At 73.0% G+C, this 17,685-nt stretch carries 12 protein-coding genes and 1 other RNA gene; 2 read left to right on the top strand and 11 right to left on the bottom strand.

Annotated features, from left to right (window positions below; all coding sequences use genetic code 11):
- Positions 1–56: 56 nt before the first annotated feature.
- The 8 genes from ACZ3UD_RS17340 to ftsE form a co-directional block, all read right to left on the bottom strand.
- The gene (locus ACZ3UD_RS17340; RefSeq protein WP_030059737.1) at positions 57–338 is read right to left on the bottom strand and encodes an HU family DNA-binding protein; all 282 of its coding nucleotides are present in this window, start codon (positions 336–338) and stop codon (positions 57–59) included.
- A 528-nt stretch (positions 339–866) separates the two neighbouring features.
- The gene (locus ACZ3UD_RS17335) at positions 867–2,339 is read right to left on the bottom strand and encodes an NAD-dependent malic enzyme (protein ID WP_465587627.1); all 1,473 of its coding nucleotides are present in this window, start codon (positions 2,337–2,339) and stop codon (positions 867–869) included.
- A 349-nt stretch (positions 2,340–2,688) separates the two neighbouring features.
- Complete coding sequence (locus tag ACZ3UD_RS17330; protein WP_465587624.1) at positions 2,689–4,992, bottom strand: HelD family protein; 2,304 nt, start codon at positions 4,990–4,992, stop codon at positions 2,689–2,691.
- A 155-nt stretch (positions 4,993–5,147) separates the two neighbouring features.
- Positions 5,148–5,529: a transfer-messenger RNA gene (ssrA, locus tag ACZ3UD_RS17325) on the bottom strand.
- A gap of 86 nt (positions 5,530–5,615) precedes the next feature.
- Entirely contained in the window at positions 5,616–6,092 is a 477-nt protein-coding gene (smpB, locus tag ACZ3UD_RS17320) for an SsrA-binding protein SmpB (RefSeq protein WP_465587621.1), read from the bottom strand.
- Positions 6,093–6,293: 201 nt separating this feature from the next.
- Positions 6,294–7,430 (bottom strand): S41 family peptidase, encoded by a 1,137-nt coding sequence (locus ACZ3UD_RS17315; protein ID WP_465587618.1) that lies wholly within the window; start codon positions 7,428–7,430, stop codon positions 6,294–6,296.
- Positions 7,431–7,543: 113 nt separating this feature from the next.
- Complete coding sequence (gene ftsX, locus ACZ3UD_RS17310; RefSeq protein WP_350741098.1) at positions 7,544–8,455, bottom strand: permease-like cell division protein FtsX; 912 nt, start codon at positions 8,453–8,455, stop codon at positions 7,544–7,546.
- A gap of 76 nt (positions 8,456–8,531) precedes the next feature.
- On the bottom strand, positions 8,532–9,221 hold the full coding sequence (gene ftsE, locus ACZ3UD_RS17305; RefSeq protein ID WP_380611500.1) for a cell division ATP-binding protein FtsE: 690 nt from the start codon (positions 9,219–9,221) through the stop codon (positions 8,532–8,534).
- A 349-nt stretch (positions 9,222–9,570) separates the two neighbouring features.
- Here ftsE and ACZ3UD_RS17300 point away from each other — a divergent pair, with 349 nt between their 5' ends.
- Entirely contained in the window at positions 9,571–9,765 is a 195-nt protein-coding gene (locus ACZ3UD_RS17300) for a hypothetical protein (RefSeq protein ID WP_030059729.1), read from the top strand.
- 78 nt (positions 9,766–9,843) lie between these two features.
- On the opposite strand, the gene prfB is transcribed toward ACZ3UD_RS17300, so the two are convergent.
- The 3 genes from prfB to ACZ3UD_RS17285 all read right to left on the bottom strand — a co-directional run bounded on the left by prfB (position 9,844) and on the right by ACZ3UD_RS17285 (position 14,334).
- Complete coding sequence (gene prfB / locus ACZ3UD_RS17295) at positions 9,844–10,956, bottom strand: peptide chain release factor 2 (protein WP_465587613.1); 1,113 nt, start codon at positions 10,954–10,956, stop codon at positions 9,844–9,846.
- Positions 10,957–11,014: 58 nt separating this feature from the next.
- Entirely contained in the window at positions 11,015–12,268 is a 1,254-nt protein-coding gene (locus ACZ3UD_RS17290; RefSeq protein ID WP_465587610.1) for a serine/threonine-protein kinase, read from the bottom strand.
- Between the two features lie 194 nt (positions 12,269–12,462).
- Positions 12,463–14,334, bottom strand: coding sequence for a serine/threonine-protein kinase (locus ACZ3UD_RS17285; RefSeq protein ID WP_465587608.1), 1,872 nt, complete (start codon positions 14,332–14,334; stop codon positions 12,463–12,465).
- 438 nt (positions 14,335–14,772) lie between these two features.
- On the opposite strand from ACZ3UD_RS17285, the gene ACZ3UD_RS17280 reads away from it, so the two are divergent.
- Complete coding sequence (locus ACZ3UD_RS17280) at positions 14,773–17,595, top strand: FtsK/SpoIIIE domain-containing protein (protein ID WP_465587605.1); 2,823 nt, start codon at positions 14,773–14,775, stop codon at positions 17,593–17,595.
- Positions 17,596–17,685 lie beyond the last annotated feature (90 nt).

The raw sequence follows: 17,685 nt of genomic DNA, 5'->3' as shown, positions 1-17,685 counted from the left end.
GGCGAGAGGCCGGGCTCCCCAGCGGGGAGCCCGGCCTCGGGCGTTCAAGGGGTGACTCAGGCGCCCTTGGCGGCTTCCTTCAGCTTGGAGCCGGCGCTCACCTTGGCGCTGTAGCCGGCCGCGATCTGGATCGGCTCGCCGGTCTGCGGGTTGCGGGCGGTGCGGGCAGCGCGGTGGGTGCGCTCGAAGGTCAGGAAACCGGGGATGGTGACCTTCTCGTCGCCCTTGGCGACGACCTCGCCGACGATCTCGGCGAAGGCGGCCAGAACGGCGTCGGCGTCCTTGCGGGTCACCTCGGCGCGCTCGGACAGCGCGGCCACCAGCTCACTGCGGTTCATGTGTACTCCTGTGGTCTGTTCGCTTGCGGTGTGCGGGGGCCCATCGGTGCTCCCACCGGGGGGCACCCGGATGGGCCGCAGGTCCGCACACTGTGCTCATGCAGGCAATGCGTGGTCGCAGGCCGGGTCCGTACCCGATGCCGCGCGCCGGAGCCGTCGAAGGCCCGCCCGCCCGCCTGGGAACGAATCCTGCCCCGACCGGCCCCGAGAAAGCCAATCGGGCCCCGATCGGGCCACCCGAACATCGCCCGCCCGTTGGAGGTGTGACGCTCCGTCGGCTCCGGCGGACCGGGCGCGGGCGGCGGTCGGGACGACTCGCCGGAAGACCAGGGGGACGTTCCGTACTTGTCGGACACGCCTGCCCCGTGCAGGGCTACCGTACGCCCTAGGCACGACAAGCCCAAACACGCCCCTCGCCCTTGTGTCGCAAGGGTTCGGGGCGGGCTTGGGCGACTATGGCCGCTAATCGGACATTTGACCGATCGGCAATACGTCGTCGGGCGGACCGTCAGAGCTTGACGGCGGCACTCAGAGCTTGACGGTGGGGAAGGCGGCGGTGTCGAGGGTGCCGACGATGCCCGGGGTCGGACGGGCCGGGGCGGGGGCCTCCTGGGCACCGGCCAGGGCCGCCTCGCGCACGGCGGCGGCGACGGTCTTGGCGACGTCCTTGTTGAAGACGCTCGGGATGATGTAGTTGGCGTTCAGCTCGTCGTCGGCGACGGTGGTGGCCAGCGCCCGGGCGGCGGCGATCATCATCTCGGTGTTGACCGTGCGGCTCTGGGCGTCCAGCAGGCCGCGGAAGACGCCCGGGAAGACCAGCACGTTGTTGATCTGGTTCGGGAAGTCGCTGCGGCCGGTGGCGACCACGGCGGCGGTCTGGCGGGCGACGTTCGGGTCGACCTCCGGGTCCGGGTTGGCCAGCGCGAAGACGATCGCGTCCTCGGCCATGGTGGCCAGGTCGTCGCCGTCCAGCACGTTCGGGGCCGAGACGCCGATGAACACGTCGGCGCCCGCCACGGCCTCCTTGAGGCTGCCGGTGCGGCCCGAGCGGTTGGTGTGCTCGGCGATCCAGCGCAGGCTGTCGTTGAGGTCCTCACGGCCCTGGTGGACCACACCGTGCACGTCCGCCACGGTGGCGTGCTCGACACCGGCCGACAGCAGCAGCTTGAGGATCGCGGTACCGGCGGCGCCGGCGCCCGACATCACCACGCGGATGTCGCCGATCTCCTTGCCGACCACCTTCAGCGCGTTGGTGAGGGCGGCCAGCACCACGATCGCGGTGCCGTGCTGGTCGTCGTGGAAGACCGGGATGTCCAGGGCCTCACGCAGCCGGGCCTCGATCTCGAAGCAGCGCGGCGCGGAGATGTCCTCCAGGTTGATACCGGCGAAGCCGGGGGCGATCGCCTTGACGATGGCGACGATCTCGTCGCTGTCCTGGGTGTCCAGGCAGATCGGCCAGGCGTCGATCCCGGCGAAGCGCTTGAACAGGGCCGCCTTGCCCTCCATGACGGGCAGCGCGGCCGCCGGGCCGATGTTGCCCAGGCCCAGCACCGCCGAGCCGTCGGTGACCACCGCGACGCTGTTGCGCTTGATGGTGAGGCGGCGGGCGTCCTCGGGGTTCTCGGCGATCGCCATGCAGACCCGGGCGACACCCGGGGTGTAGATCATGGAGAGGTCGTCACGGTTGCGGATCGGCAGCTTCGAGGACATCTCGATCTTGCCGCCGAGGTGCATCAGGAAGGTGCGGTCCGAGACCTTGCCGATCGACACGCCGTCGATCGCCCGCAGCTTCTCGACGATCTCCTCGCCGTGCGCGACCGAGCTGGCCGCCACGGTCACGTCGATCCGCAGCGCCTCCAGGCCGGACGCGGTGACGTCGAGGCCGGTCACCGATCCGCCGGAGGACTCCACGGCCGTGGTGATCGCGCTGACCGCGTTGCCGCGGGCCGGGACCTCCAGTCGCACCGTGATCGAGTTGGAGACACTGGGCACCGTCGCCATCGACGCATCCTTCTTCCGTCTGTCCCGCAGGCTCAACATTTTGTTGAAGGCATCGCCTGCGCATGCTAGACCTCGATCGTCGCACCTTCCAAGGGGTACCCAGAAATAACGTTCATTGAGTGTGCGGATCCGACAACCCGGACCCGCCGTCCGAGGTCTCCCGCCGCCGGCTCCTTGCCTCTCCGGGCCGATGCGTTACATTGGACGGGACACCGGCTCGATCCAAGCCCCCGGGCCCAACCTTCGTCCCTTAGAGGGACCACTTGCCGCGAGGCGAGCATGGCGGGTCGGTGTCGTAAACGTCTGAAGGCCCCTCACCGCCGGTGAGGGGCCTTCGTGCTGGTCCGGGTCAGTCGCGCAGCAGCGCGGGCACGCCGGACGCGTCCGGCAGGTCGTCCGGGCCGGACAGCACGGTCAGCCGCTGCGTCGCCCGGGTCAGCGCCACGTACAGCACCCGCAGGCCGGCCTCCGACTCGCCGGCGATGCCGGTCGGGTCGGCGACCACCGTCGCGTCGTACTCCAGGCCCTTGGCCTCCAGGCTGCCCAGCGCCACCACGCGCTCGCCCAGGCCCTCGGTCCAGCCCGCCGCCTCGGCCCGGCGGTCCATCGGCACCACGATCGCCACGGTGCCGTCCACCTCGCCCAGCAGCCGCTCCAGCTCGGCCCGGGCGCCCTTGCCGAAGGCCTCCGGCGAGGGGTCGGTGACGGCCGCGAAACGCGGCTCCACGCCGACGTGGCGCACCGCGCTCGGCGAGGGCGTGCCCGGCGCGGCCAGCGCCAGCACCTTGGCCGCGACCTCGGCGATCTCGGCCGGGTTGCGGTAGTTGACGGTCAGCGTGAAGCGGCGGCGCGGCTTGCCGGAGAGCACCTCGTCCAGCGCCGCCTGGGCCTCCTGCGGGAACGGCCAGGAGGACTGCGCCGGGTCGCCGACGATCGTCCAGGTGGCCATCCGCGACCGGCGGCCGATCATCCGCCACTGCATCGGGGTGAGGTCCTGCGCCTCGTCCACGATGACGTGCGCGTACTCCTTGCGCTCGACCGGCTGGCGGTCGCGCTGACGGGCGCTGCGGTCGGCGAAGGTGGTGACCTCCTCCAGACCGCTCAGCAGGTCCACCGCGTCCACCTCGCGGACCTTGGGCCGGGCCGCCTCGCCGAGCAGCACCTGCAGCTCGTCCACCAGCGCCACGTCGTGTGCGGACAGCGCGCCCTCGCCCGCCGGGGACAGGTGGCGCCAGGAGGCGGCCAGCAGCTTCGCCTCGTCCGGGGTGACGGCGCGGCGGGCGATCCGGTTGGTGTGCCGGCTCTGCTTGAGGGTGCCGAGCACCCCGCGCGGAGTCAGGGCCGGCCACCAGGCGTCCAGGAAGTCCAGGAACGACGCCTCGTCCGAGACGTACTCGTCGAAGGACTCCTTCTCCTCCTGGCGCTGCTCCCGGGCGTAGTGGTCGGCGGGCTTGGGCAGGTGCCTGGTCGCCTCCTGCCACAGCGCGTCCAGCAGCAGCCGACGGGCGCGCGGGCGCAGCAGGTTCAGCGGGGTGCCGCCGGAGCCCACGACGTTGCCGCGGACGGCCTTCAGCCGGCCCGCGTCCAGCTTCAGCACCTCGCCGCGGGCGACCACCTTGAGCTCCTGCGGGGCGCCCAGCTCCAGCGCCGCCCGGGCGGCCCGGCGCAACAACTGCGTCATCCGGGCCGAACCCTTGATCCGGGCCGCCTCCGGGGTGTCGTAGGTGCCGGCCTCGATGCCGTCCACCAGCGAGCCGACCGCGCGGATCGCGACCTGCCCCTCCTCGCCCAGCGAGGGCAGCACGCCCTCGGTGTAGGAGACCAGCAGCGGGGTCGGCGAGACCACCAGGATGCCCCCGGCGTAGCGGCGGCGGTCCTGGTAGAGCAGGTAGGCGGCGCGGTGCAGGGCGACGGCGGTCTTGCCGGTGCCGGGGCCGCCGGTGACGAGGGTGGCACCGGCCGCGGCGGCGCGGATCACCTCGTCCTGCTCCTTCTGGATCGAGGAGACGATGTCGCGCATCGAGTGGCTGCGGGCGCGGCCGAGCGAGGCCATCAGCGCGCCGTCGCCGACCACGGCCAGCTCCCGGCCGTTCAGGGTGGGGGTGAGGTCGGGGCGCAGCAGGTCGTCCTCGACGCCGATCACCTTGCGGCCCTTGGAGCGGATCACCCGGCGCCGGATCACCCGGCCCGGCTCGACCGGGGTGGCCCGGTAGAACGGCGCGGCGGCGGGGGCCCGCCAGTCGATCACCAGCGGGCCGTACTCGGCGTCCAGTACGCCCAGGCGCCCGATGTGGAGGGTCTCGGCGACGGCCGGGTCGGCCGGGTCGAGCGGGGTGTCGGACGGGATGCCGTGCTCCTCCGGGGCGTCCGCCCGCTGGAGGTCGATCCGGCCGAACAGGAAGTCCTCGAACTCGTTGTTGAGCCGCTGGAGGTGGGCGCCGGCCCGGTAGACCTGGGCGTCGCGCTCGGCGAGCGCGCCGGGGGTGCCGACCTGGACCCGCTTGGCGGCGTCCTCGAGGATGTACTCGGCCTCGGCGAGCTTCTCCTCCAGCCGGTGGTAGACGGTGTCGAGGTGCTGCTGCTCACCGGCGATCTCGCGCTCGCGGACGGTCTCGTGGTCGGTGGCGGGGGTGGTGTCCGTGTTGCTCTGCATGGCCTCGGGGGTTACGACGGAATCCGGCTCCGGAAAACGAGCGGACGGATGATCCTACGCCGGGACGGGCGGCCGCGCCGCACCGGGACGGTAAAAAAACCTCGAAGGCCGCCCCCCGCGCGGAGCGGTGGACGGCCTTCGATGTGAACATGGGGTGGTGGAGATGCCGGGAATCGAACCCGGGTCCAGTGGAGTTAATTCAGGGCTTCTCCGAGCGCAGTCCGCTGTGCTTTTCTCGGCCCTGGCGGTCACACGGACAAGCCGCCAACAGGCCCAGCTGCTGTTTGATTTCCCATCCGCCCTCGCAGCCCGGGCGGACGGTTGAGTTCCCTAGATTATGCCAGGGTCCGGGTCGGGAACTCCCCGGTCTGACACCCAAGCGCTATCGGTGCTTATTAGGCAGCGAGAGCGAACTGCTGGGAATCGCGCTTAGAGTTGGCGATTATTTTTTTGCGACACGTGGTTAACGAGATCATTGCCGCGTTCCTCGGCTCGCTTCCCCTGTTTCAACATCCCCTGTCGAAACCGATCATCCCCATGTTTTTTTGAGAAACAGCTCGGACGATGACCGTCCGTGTTGCTTGCGCCATAGTACGCGAGGCGACGGGCGAGGGTCCAGCGGATTAACGCTGGCGCCGTCGGGCCGCCGCCACCGCGCGGGCCGCCTCACGGGTGTCCTGCTTCTCGCGGAGCGTCTGGCGCTTGTCGTACAACTTCTTGCCGACCGCGAGCGCGAGCTCCAGCTTGACCCGGCCGTCCTTGAAGTACAGCGACAGCGGGACCAGGGTGTGGCCGGCGTCGCGGACCTTGGTCTCGATCTTGCGGATCTCCAGCTTGTGCAGCAGCAGCTTGCGCTTGCGCCGGGCCGCGTGGTTGGTCCACGTCCCCTGGGCGTACTCGGGGATGAAGACGTTGTCGATCCACGCCTCGTGGTTCTGGATGTAGGCGTAGCCGTCGACCAGGTTGGCCCGCCCCTCGCGCAGTGACTTCACCTCGGTGCCGGTGAGTACGAGGCCGCACTCGTAGGTGTCGAGGATCGTGTACTCGTGTCGCGCCTTCTTGTTCTGCGCGATCAGCTTCTGTCCGGTTTCCTTTGCCATCAGACCATTTCTCGATTCAGCGTCGCGAGGTGACGCGACCTTGGTACGTGACCACCTGCCTTCGGGCAGCGGGCAGGGCTTGTCCGCCTCCCGGCCGCCGGGCCGAGAGGGAAGCTCCCCGGCCTCAGCCGTGGGGGAGGAGTCACAGCGCGGCCATTCTCGCACTTCAACGCCGCGCAGGGCAGCTTCTTTAGAGCAGCCCTAAGCCCGAGTGCCCAGCCCTGCGAGTACGCGCAGGGCGAGGGCGCCAGCGTCCTCGCCACCAGCCACCGGGACGTCCGGGGTGAGGCCGGTGCCGTCCAGCGAGCGTCCCGCCGGGGTGTAGTAGCGGCCGACGGTCATCTCCAGCACGGCGCCGTCGGCGAGCCTGCTGGGCTGTTGGACGGTGCCCTTGCCGAAGGTGCGGGAGCCCACCACCACGGCGCGGCTGCGGTCCTGCAAGGCGCCGGCGAGCAGTTCGGCGGCGCTCATCGTGCCGCCGTCCACCAGCACCACCAGCGGGGTGCGCTGGTCGCCGCCCGGCGGGGCGGTCAACTCCCGCTTCTCGCCGCGCTCCTGGTACGAGCCGACCGCCCCGTCCAGGAAGATCCCGGCGGTGCCGACCGCCTCGTCCACCAACCCCCCGGAGTTGCCACGCAGATCGAGCACCACGCCGGTGTGCGGGGCGCGCAGCGCGGCCCGCACCTGCTCGGCCACGCCGCTGGTGAAGGCCCGTACGGTGATCCGCAGGTCCCCCTTGTCCAGCCGCTCGGCGGTGACCTGCTGGCTGTCCAGCAGCACCCGCCGCAGCCGCAGTTCGCGCACCTGGCCGTCGCCGCGCCGGACGGCCAGGGTGACCTCGGAGCCGACCCTGCGCTCGCCGCCCTGTCCGCGCAGCCGGGCGACCACCTCGGTGACCGGCAGGCGGTCGGCCTGGTCCCGGTCGATCCGCAGCAGCCGGTCGCCGGGGGCGATCCCGGCCTCGGCGGCCGGTCCGGACGGGGTGACCTGGGAGACCGCCGTGACGCCGTCCTCGCCGCGGCCCACCGAGAGGCCGACGCCCAGATAGCGGCCGTCCAGGCCCTGGCTGAACTCGGCGTACTCCTGGGCACTGTAGTACGCGCCCCAGCGGTCGCCGCCGGCCGCGAGCAGGCGCTCGGCCTGCTGCTCGGACAGCGCGGCGCCCGCCGGGTCCACCGGGAGCCCGGCGGCGGCCGGAGCGAGGTCGGCGGAGGCGCGGTGCGGGGGCGACGCGCTCGGGTCGCCCCAGGCGCCGGTGGCGGCACCGGCGATCAGCACGGCACCGAACACCAGGCTGAGGGTGGCCACCTGAGGTGCCCTGCGCGGAGTTTGCGGCATGGCACGGGAGTGTAGACACCGCATCGCGCGCGGCAGGCCGGAACGGCGGACCGCGGAACGGCGACGGCCCCGGACGGCGCAGTGCCGTCCGGGGCCGAAGCATCCGGTGGGGATCAGACCTTGAGGTACTTGCGCAGCGTGAAGAACGCCGCGATGCCGGCCATGCCCATACCCACCACGATCAGCAGCGGGATCACCGCGAGCACCGAGCTCAGCCCGATGAAGTGGATGAACTGCACCCGGTCGGCCAGCCAGTGCTGGACGAAGAAGTGCCCGCCGAGCAGCAGGCCCGAGGCCATCACCGCACCGAGCAGCGCGGCGAACGCGGCCTCGGCGATGAACGGCATCTGGACGTAGAAGTTCGAAGCGCCGACCAGGCGCATGATGCCGGTCTCGCGCCGCCTGCTGAACGCCGACACTCGGACGGTGTTGACGATCAGCAGCAAGGCGACGAAGAGCATCAGCACCATGATCACGAAGGCCGCCGTCTGGAGACCGTTGAGCAGGCCGAAGAGGTTCTCCAGGATCTTCCGCTGGTCCTCGACCGACTTGACGCCGGGCTTGCCGGCGAAGGCGCTCTGGATGACGTCGTACTTGGTCGGGTCGTTGAGCTTGACCCGCCAGGACTGCGGCATGGCGTCCGCGCCCAGGACGGAGATGAGCGGGTTGTCCGGGTTCATCTCCTTCCAGTGCTTGTACGCGTCGGCGGAGCTCTCGTAGGTGGAGGACTGCACCACCGAACTCATCTTGTCCAGCTGGTCCTTGATGTCCTGGACCTGCTGGTCTGTGGCCGCGCCCTTGTCGCACTGCGGCGAGTTGCGGGCGTCCGCCTTGGTGCAGAAGTAGATGCTCACCTCGACCTTGTCGTACCAGTACCCCTTCATGGAGTTCACCTGGTCGCGGACCAGGAGCGAGGAACCGGCGAGGGCGAGGGAGAGCGCGACACTGACCACGACCGCGATGGTCATGGTCAGGTTGCGTCGGAGACCCACACCGATCTCCGACAGGACGAACTGGGCACGCATGCGGAAACAACTCCAGGGTCGGTACTGCTCGGTCTGGCGGTTCGGGCCGGCGGCCCTACGGGTCAGCGCTGGTGGGTCAGTGCTGGTACCCGTAGACGCCGCGGGCCTGGTCGCGGACGAGCAGCCCCTTGTCGAGTTCGATGACTCGCTTGCGCATCTGGTCGACGATGGCCTGGTCGTGGGTGGCCATCAGCACCGTGGTGCCGGTGCGGTTGATCCGGTCGAGCAGCTTCATGATGCCGACCGAGTTCTGCGGGTCGAGGTTACCGGTGGGCTCGTCCGCGATGAGCAGCATCGGGCGGTTCACGAAGGCGCGGGCGATCGCCACGCGCTGCTGCTCACCACCGGACAGCTCGCCCGGCATGCGGTCCTCCTTGCCGCCGAGGCCGACCAGCTCAAGCACCTCGGGCACCACCTTGTTGATGGCGCTCTTGGGCTTGCCGATCACCTCCAGGGCGAAGGCGACGTTCTGCGAGACCGTCTTGTTCGGCAGCAGGCGGAAGTCCTGGAAGACGGTGCCCAGCTGGCGGCGCATGTGCGGCACCTTCCAGTTGGACAGCTTGCCGAGGTCCTTGCCCAGCACGTGCACCGCACCGGTGCTGGGGCGCTCCTCGCGCAGGCACAGGCGCAGGAAGGTGGACTTTCCCGAGCCGGACGAGCCGACCAGGAAGACGAACTCACCCTTCTCGATCTCCAGCGAGACGTTGTCCAGGGCGGGACGGTTCTGCTTGGGATAGGTCTTGGAGACGTTGTCGAATCTGATCACGGCTGCATCACGGAGGCCATCCTAGGCGGCGCCAGTCCTTGGTCGGTCCGCCCCGGGGGCCCGGTCCTGGGGCGGGCGATGGGAGCGCGGAGGGCCGCTCCCGGTCTGGGACCATACGCGAATCGGCGACCGGCCCGCAGGGGCGGCCCAGGACAGCGGTCGAAATCTGGGGCAGAATATCCGGTTATGCCCTGAATACTGCGAGCCATCTCACAGCCCGGGAGCCGGAACCGCCAGAACCTGGCAGAGTGGAGGTGGCGACCGTGTTCGGCCGCTCCCCCGTACAGGGCAGGAAGAGGAACCAAAGCCCCGTCCGGCGCGTTGGCTGTAGCAGCGAGGAGGAGATCGCATGACCTGCGACCATCTGGTGTGCGCCAACTGCAACGGCCGCGTCAGCGACGGGCGTTGCCCGGTGTGCCGCGCCAACCGGGCCCGACTGCAGGAGCAGCAGGGGCCGTTCGCCGCGCTCTCCCCCGCGATGCTGCTGGCCCTGCTGGCCGGTCTGCTCGCGGTGGCGCTGATCGCGCGGCAGGCGCTGGCCTGAGGACCGACGAGACATACCGGGAAGGCCCCCGACCACTGTGGTCGGGGGCCTTCTCCGTGTCCGGGTGGTGTCCGGTGCTTACCCGGCGCTGGTCTCGCGCTGCTTGCGCCAGCGGATGCCGGCCTCGATGAAGCCGTCGATGTCGCCGTCCAGCACGGACTGCGGGTTGCCGGCCTCGAACGCGGTGCGGACGTCCTTGACCATCTGGTACGGGTGCAGCACGTAGGAACGCATCTGGTTGCCCCAGGAGCTGCCGCTGTCCTTGAGCGCGTCCATCGCCGCCTTCTCCTCCTGGCGGCGCCGCTCCAGCAGCTTGGCCTGGAGGACGTTCATCGCGGACGCCTTGTTCTGGATCTGCGAGCGCTCGTTCTGGCAGGAGACCACGATGCCGGTCGGGATGTGGGTGATGCGCACCGCCGAGTCGGTGGTGTTGACGCCCTGACCGCCGGGGCCGGAGGCACGGTAGACGTCCACCCGCAGGTCGCCCTCGTCGATGTCGACGTGGTCGGACTGCTCGACGACCGGGAGCACCTCGACACCGGCGAAGGAGGTCTGCCGGCGGCCCTGGTTGTCGAACGGCGAGATGCGGACCAGGCGGTGGGTGCCCTGCTCGACCGAGAGGGTGCCGTAGGCGTACGGCGCCTTCACGGTGAAGGTCGCGGACTTGATGCCGGCCTCTTCGGCGTACGAGGTGTCGTACACCTCGGTGGGGTACCCGTGCCGCTCGGCCCAGCGCAGGTACATGCGCATCAGCTGCTCGGCGAAGTCGGCGGCGTCCACGCCACCGGCCTCGGCACGGATGTTGATCAGCGCCTCGCGGGCGTCGTACTCGCCCGACAGGAGGGTGCGGACCTCCAGCTCCTCGACCGCCTTCTGGAGCGAGACGAGCTCGGCCTCGGCCTCGGCGCGGGTGTCCGCGTCGTCCTCGGCCTCGGCCAGCTCGAACAGCACGCCCAGGTCGTCGATTCGGCTGCGCAGGCCCTCGACCCGGCGCAGTTCGCCCTGGAGGAAGGAGAGCCGGCTGGTCACCTTCTGCGCGTTCGCGACGTCGTCCCACAGGGTGGGGGCGGCTGCCTCCTCCTCCAGGACCGCGATGTCGGCCCGGATCTTGTCCAGGTCGAGGACGGCCTCGATCGACCCCATGGTCGTATCGAGGTTCTTGAGCTCTTCGGAAGGATCGACGGCTGCCACGCCCCCCAGGGTAATGGTTCCGGGGGTGGTCATGACGACACCCCCGTTCAGGGGCGCGCTACGGCGCCCGCGGGGCGGTGCTGTGCACGGCCGGGCGGGCCGGGTGGCCGCGGTCCGGCTCGGTGGCCGCGAAGGCCGTCCAGGCCGCGGCGGCGCCCGCCAGCAGCAGGACGGTGGCCAGCAGCACGGCCAGCAGCCGGCGGCGGCGCAGCAGGGCCTGACGGTCCCGGCGGTGGCCGGGGGCGGCGCGCTGGGCGCGGGACTCGGCGGCGTACGCGGCCAGCTCCTCGGCCGAGGGGCGGCGCAGGCTGGTGTGGGTGTCCCGGGTGGAGTCCGGGGCGATACCGGGCACCAGCGGGACGGCCGGGCCGCGGCGGCGCTTGTGGATGCCCGGGCCGGCGTCGATCTCGGCGTAGACGGCCTCGCCGGGGCTCAGCTGCTCCTCGGCCGGGGCGCGGCCCTGGGAGGGCACCGCCAGCACCGGAAGTCCGGCCAGCGAGGGCAGCTGCTCGCGCAGCCTGGCCGCCAGCTCGGCGGCACGCAGCCGGGAGGCGGGGGCCTTGGCCAGGCACTCGGAGATGATCCGCCACAGGCCGTCCGGCAGGCCGGGGATCGGCGGCACCTGCTCGGTGACGTGCCGGCGCAGCACCGCGCCGGTGTGGCCGCCGCCGAACGGGGTGAAGCCGGCCAGCAGCTCGTACAGCACGGTGGCGAGGGCGTAGATGTCGACGGCGGCGCGCGGCTCCAGGCCCTCGATGATCTCGGGGGCGAGATAGTCGGGGGTGCCGATGATCCGGGTGGCCCGGGTGCGGCGCGGGGCGTCCACCAGGCGGGCCACGCCGAAGTCGGTGAGCTTGGCACGCGGGGCGCCGCCGGGGCCGGGGGCGGCCGCGAGGTCGAGCAGGACGTTCTCCGGCTTGACGTCGCGGTGAACGATCCCGGCCGCGTGCGCGGCGGCCAGACCGTCGGCGACGTCGGCGATGATCGAGGCGGCGGTCTGCGGCGGGAGGGCGCCGTCGCGCTCCAGCCGGGAACGCAGGTCGGTGCCCTGGACCAGCTCCATCACCAGGGCGAGGTCGCTACCGTCCACCACCATGTCGCGCACGCCGACCACCCGGGGGTGGTCGAGGCTGGTCAGCGCGGTGCGCTCCTGGACGAAGCGGCCGACCAGCACCTGGTCGGCGGCGAGGTCCTCGCGCAGCAGCTTGACCGCCACCGGGCCGTCCGGCCCCTCACCGAGCCAGACCGTCCCGGCCGAACCCCGGCCGATCACCTGGTGGACGGTGTACCGGCTGCCGATCTTGCGTGCCAATGCTGCTCCGTGGGCGGCGCGGGAGCGCTCCGGGGGTCCGGGCGCGCTCGGTGGGGCGGGACAACAGCGACCAACCTACGCGCCCCGACCCCCTGCGCGGGCCGCCTGACCGCCCCAGGGCGGGACTCCGGGGCGAGAAATCTCGTGAATTGTCGACAAAGCGTCAATCCTGCTGCCTCGGAGGCGATCCGCGCCTATTTGCCGAAGACGCTGCTCACCCAGTCCCGCGCCGAGTCCCACCAGCCCACGACGTTGTCCCAGTAGTGCGGCAGCGGGGTGAAGTTCCACAACGCCACGCCGGCCAGGCCCAGCACCAGCAGCACCATCAGGCAGCCCTTGAGGCAGCCGAGCCCCGGGATGTACATCCGGTTGCGGCTGCGCGGACGCCGCTCGCGCGGCGGGGCGGGCTCGCGGCGGGGCGGCGCGGGCGGCTCCTCGCGGCGCTGCGGGGGCTCCCGGTACTGCGGCGCGGCCGGCTCGGCCCGGCGCGGCACCGGGGTGGGCGGGGGCGGCGGCGGGTAGGCGCCCTGCGGCTGGCCGTAACCCGCCGGGGGCTGCCGGTAGCCGCCCTGCGCACCCGGGGCGCCCTGACCCCGCTGGCCGCGCTGGCCTCCGTGGCCGGCCTGACCACCCTGGCCGGCCTGGTAGGGCGGCGGGGCGACCGGCGGGCGCTGGGAGTAGCCGGGCGGCGGGCCCTGGCGGCGCTGGTCCGGGCGGTAGCCGGCCGGCGGCTGCGGCTGGTAGCCGGGCGCGCCCTGGCCGGCCTGGCCCCCCTGGCCGGCCTGATAGGGCGGCGGGGCGACCTGCGGGTCCTCGAAGTCCTCCGGGCCGAAGTAGCCGACCTGGGTCTGCTGGTTGCGGTCGCGCGCCGCGCGCAGCTGGGTCTGCCACGGGTGCGGCGCCTCCTCCTGCGGCCCTGCGGGCGCCCCGGGCGGGGGCGGGGGCACGGCGGTGGGCGGCATCACCTGGGTACGGTCCTGGCTGCCGTACGGGGGCACGGGCGGCGGCTGGGTGCCCATCACCCGGGTCGCCGCGGCCGGGTCGTACTGCGGGCCGCCCGGGGGCGGCGGCAGCACCTGGGTGCGGTCCTCGGCGCCCGTCCCGCCCGGTCCGGTCGGGACGGCCGACACGGCGCCGGGGACGGTGGTCGGCTGCGGGTCGGGCAGCAGCAGGGCGGCGACCGCCAGCGCCTCGTCCACCGCCGCCGGGGAGGCGTGCACGCCGACCCCGGCCGCGACCACCCGCAGCGCGCGGGCCAGCGAGGTGGCGCTCGGCCGCTGGGCCGGGTCCTTGCGCAGACAGCGCTCGATCACCGTCCAGAGCGGCTCGGGCATGGTGCTGGGCCGCTGCGGCTCCTGCGCCAGGTGGGCCTGGAGGACGGCCAGGGCGCTGTCGCCCTGGAACGGCTGGCGGCAGGTGACCAGCTCGTACAGCATGATCCCGGCGCCGTAGACGTCCACCGCGGAGGTCTGCGCGCGGCCCTCGGCGGACTCCGGTGCGACGTACGCGGGGGTGCCGACGAACTCGTGGGTGCGGGTGACGCCCGGGGAGTCGGCGAGCCGGGCGATGCCGAAGTCGGTCAGCATCGGGTGCATCTGCTCGGTGCCGTCCACCAGGACGGAGGCGAGCAGCACGTTGGCCGGCTTGAGGTCGCGGTGGACGATCCCGTCCGCGTGGCTGGCCGCCAGCGCGTCCGCGACCTGGGCCATCAGCAGGGCGCCCGCGATCGGGCTGAACGGGCCGTTGGCGCGCAGGTAGCGGGCCAGGTCGGGGCCCTCCACCAGGTCCATCACCAGGGCCAGCAGCTCGCCCTCGACCACCAGGTCGCGGACCCGGACGATGTTCGGGTGGGTCAGCCGCAGCAGCAGCGAGCGCTCGCGCAGGAAGCGCATCACGACGTCCGGGTCGGCCGCCAGCTCCTCGCGCAGCACCTTGATCGCCACCTGCTGCCCGGGCTCGCTGCCGGGCACCTGGACGTCCGGTCGCACCAGGCCGCGCCAGACGGTCCCGGTGGCACCCCGCCCCAGGGTCTCCTCAAGCAGATACTTGCTGCCGACTGGCCGCACCTGTCGCACTCCTCGCCGTGCCGCCCGCGCGGGGCGCTCCTCCGCCGGTGCGGTGAGCCTGCCGGGCCCGTGTTTGCGGCCACTCTAACGGTGTCCGTTCAGGTTTCTGAGGTGCCCGGCGGGCCATCCGAGCAGGGTTGGGGACATCCCCTAGGGGACTGCCCTGACGCGTCCGGGGGGACTGGCCGGAGCCGCTCGCCCGGGCCCGTCGCGGGGCCGTCACTGCGGCGGTTGACCTGACTCCCCGTCGCCTCCACCATGGCGATGATCGCAAGATCGTCAAATCCGGTACGGTGCGCGGACTGTCCACGCCGGATGGCAGGATGGACACTCGCCACTCGTGTGGCCCAAAGGGTCACCGCGACCGCCCGGTGCGGCCGCGACGACACCGGGCAGCGGTACCAGGCATCACACCAGCAGAAGGGACCCGCGGGCGAGATGCAGATCCGGCTGACCGTCCTCCGACCGCGCAGCGGCCCGACCGCCGCCGGCGCCGCCATCCCCTACGTGGACGTGCTGGTCACCGCGCCCGTCGGCACCGCGCTCGGCGCCATCGCGGGCGCGCTCGCGGGCGCCGTGGGCGTGCGTGGGCCACGCGCCGCGACCCATGTGCACCTGTACTCCGGGGCGCACCGGGTGGACGAACACACCCTGCTCGGCCACCCCCCGCTGCTCGACGGCGCCGTCCTCAGCCTCAACGAGCCCGACCCGACCGCCGACGACCCCGACGACACCACCGCCGCCGCCGAGCTGCGGATCGTCGGCGGCCCCGACGCCGGCGGCGTCCACCGGCTGCACGGCCGGGAGATCCGGATCGGCCGCTCCGGCGAGGTCGACGTCCCGCTCGACGACCCGGACGTCTCCCGGCTGCACCTCGCCCTGCACCTCGGCGAGGACGGCCGGATCGCCGTCCGCGACCTCGGCTCCACCAACGGCACCACCCTGGACGGCCGGCTCGTCCCACCCGGCCCGGCCGAGGCCGCCGTCCCGCTGGAGAGCGGCGCCCTGCTGCGGATCGGCGAATCCACCCTGCAGGTCTTCGAACCGACCGGGGAGCCCGCCCGCGCCGCCCTGCCCGACGGCAACGGCCACCTCCAGCTCGCCGCCCCCGGCCCGGTACGGCCCGCGCCGCCCGTCATCGAGCCGCCCGCCGCCCCCGAGCCCACCCACGGGCGCGGCCTCGGCCTGCTCTCACTGCTGTCCGGCCGCACCGCCGAACCGCCCGAGGAGAGCGCCGAGCGCCACCACGCCGCGGTGCGGCTGCGCCAGGCCGCCGCCCAGCGCGAGCGCTGGCCCGACCTCGCCACCGTGCTGCTCAACGCCGTCGGCCCCGGCCCCCGGCTCTGGGAGCGCGGCCCCGGCCACCCCGACGCGCTCACCCTGCGGCTGGGCACCGCCGACCGCCCCGGCGGCCCCGGCACCACGCCCGGCACCATGCTGCCCGCCGTCCCGGTCACCCTCGACCTGCAGACCGCCGGCAGCCTCGGCCTCAGCGGCCCGCGCGAACGCCTGGACGCGCTCACCCGCGCCGTCGTCGCCCAGCTCGCCGCACTGCACCCGCCGACCGGGCTGAGCCTGGTCGTGGTCGACGCCGACCCGGCCCGCAGCCCCGAGGACCGCGTCGACACCTGGGCCTGGGCACTGTGGCTGCCCCACCTGCGCCCCGTCGACGGCCAGGACTGCCGGCTGCTGCTCGGCCTCGACGACGAACAGGCCACCGCCCGGCTGACCGAACTCACCGCCCGGCTCAGCGGCCCCACCGGCCTCGGCGGCCACCCGGCCACCGTGGTCGTGGTGGACGGCCGCCCGGCCACCGAGGACGCCCGGCACGCGCTCGACCTGCTGCTGCGCCAGGGCCCGGCGGTCGGCATCTTCCCGATCTGCCTCGCCGAGCAGCCCGAGCTGCTCCCCCGCGGCCTCGGCGCCACCGCGCTGATCACCGGCGAGGTCGGCACCCACCTGTCCATCGACCGCCCGGTCGCCCGCGGCCGGGAGACCCTGCACGAGGTCTCGCTGGACGCCGTCTCCGACGCCTGGGCCGAACGGCTGGCCCGCGTCCTCGCCCCGCTGCGCGAGGCCGCCCCGGCCGCCCGCGGGCCGCTGCCGGACGCGCTGCGACTGCTCGACCTGCTCCAGCTCGACACCGTCACCCCGGCCAAGCTGTCCGCCCGTTGGGCCGCCCACGCCGGCGGCATCGGCGCGGCCACCGCGCTGCTCGGCACCACCCGGGACGAGCTGTGCACCCTCGACCTGGCCGACCCCGAACTCGCCCTCCCCTCCCCCGACCCGGGCGGCCCGCACCTGCTGATCGGCGGCGCGCGCGGCTCCGGCAAGACCGAGCTGCTGCGCACCCTGGTCGCCTCGCTCGCCGTCTCCGAGCGGCCCGAGCGGCTGACCGTCACCCTCATCGAGGGCCGGGCCGGCTCGGACGGCCAGGACGGCCAGGACGGCCTGGACGGCTGCACCGAGCTGCCGCACGTCATCGGGCGGGTCAACGCCGCCGCCGACCCGCGCGCCGCACTGCTCGCGGCCGAGACCCTGGAGGACGAACTCGCCCTGCGGGAGCGGCTGTTCGACGGGCTGGACTTCGCCTCCTGGCACGCGGCGCGCATCTTGGACGGGCACAGCCTGGACGCCGACCGCCCGCAGGTCCCGGTTCCGGCCACCGTGGGCGCCGCCTCGGCCTCCGCTCCCCGGATCATCCCGCCGCGCAGCGCCGACGGCCCCCGTCCGGCCGCCTCCCCCACCTCTCCAGTCCCCGCCCGGCTGGTCGTCGTCGTCGACGACTACGACGCCCTGCTCTCCCCCACCTCCCCGGCCGGCCGCCCGCTGGCCCGCGCGCTCGCCGCCGTCGCCCGGCGCGGCGGCCCGCTCGGCATCCACCTCGCGGTCGCCACCGGCCGCCCGGAGGAGAGCGCCGGCACCGAGGTCGACGAGGCCGCCCTGCTCCGGATCGCCCTGCGCACCGAGGACCCGGCCGACTCCGACCTGCTGATCCACCTCGGCGATGCGGCCGCCCTCCCGGAGGACACCCCCGGCCGCGGCTACCTGCGCCGCCCCGACGGCGGCGTCACCGCCTTCCAGACCGCCCGGATCAGCGGCCGCATCCCCCGCACGGCGACCCTGCGGCCCACCGTCGTCGCGATAGACCCCCTCCAGCTCGGCGCCCCACCGGCCCGCCGCCCGGTCCGCGAACTCGGCAACGGCCCTACCGACCTGGCCCTCCTCGCCAGCGCCCTCCAACGCGCCGCCTCGCGCTGAGGCACTGTGAAATCGATTTCATAGGACAGCCACTCCGCCCCCGCCGTGAACCACGGCGGGGGCCGCTTGGGGGAAAGGCGAGTTGGCACG

Source organism: Kitasatospora sp. NPDC023118, assembly GCF_055560875.1.
This window is presented reverse-complemented; position numbering and strand designations above follow the sequence as displayed.

Bases quoted from the DNA above. Each gene is read 5' to 3' on its own strand.
- ACZ3UD_RS17340 (WP_030059737.1), bottom strand. From the start codon at position 338: ATGAACCGCAGTGAGCTGGTGGCCGCGCTGTCCGAGCGCGCCGAGGTG.
- ACZ3UD_RS17335 (WP_465587627.1), bottom strand. From the start codon at position 2,339: ATGGCGACGGTGCCCAGTGTCTCCAACTCGATCACGGTGCGACTGGAG.
- ACZ3UD_RS17330 (WP_465587624.1), bottom strand. From the start codon at position 4,992: ATGCAGAGCAACACGGACACCACCCCCGCCACCGACCACGAGACCGTC.
- smpB (WP_465587621.1), bottom strand. From the start codon at position 6,092: ATGGCAAAGGAAACCGGACAGAAGCTGATCGCGCAGAACAAGAAGGCG.
- ACZ3UD_RS17315 (WP_465587618.1), bottom strand. From the start codon at position 7,430: ATGCCGCAAACTCCGCGCAGGGCACCTCAGGTGGCCACCCTCAGCCTG.
- ftsX (WP_350741098.1), bottom strand. From the start codon at position 8,455: ATGCGTGCCCAGTTCGTCCTGTCGGAGATCGGTGTGGGTCTCCGACGC.
- ACZ3UD_RS17300 (WP_030059729.1), top strand. From the start codon at position 9,571: ATGACCTGCGACCATCTGGTGTGCGCCAACTGCAACGGCCGCGTCAGC.
- ACZ3UD_RS17280 (WP_465587605.1), top strand. From the start codon at position 14,773: ATGCAGATCCGGCTGACCGTCCTCCGACCGCGCAGCGGCCCGACCGCC.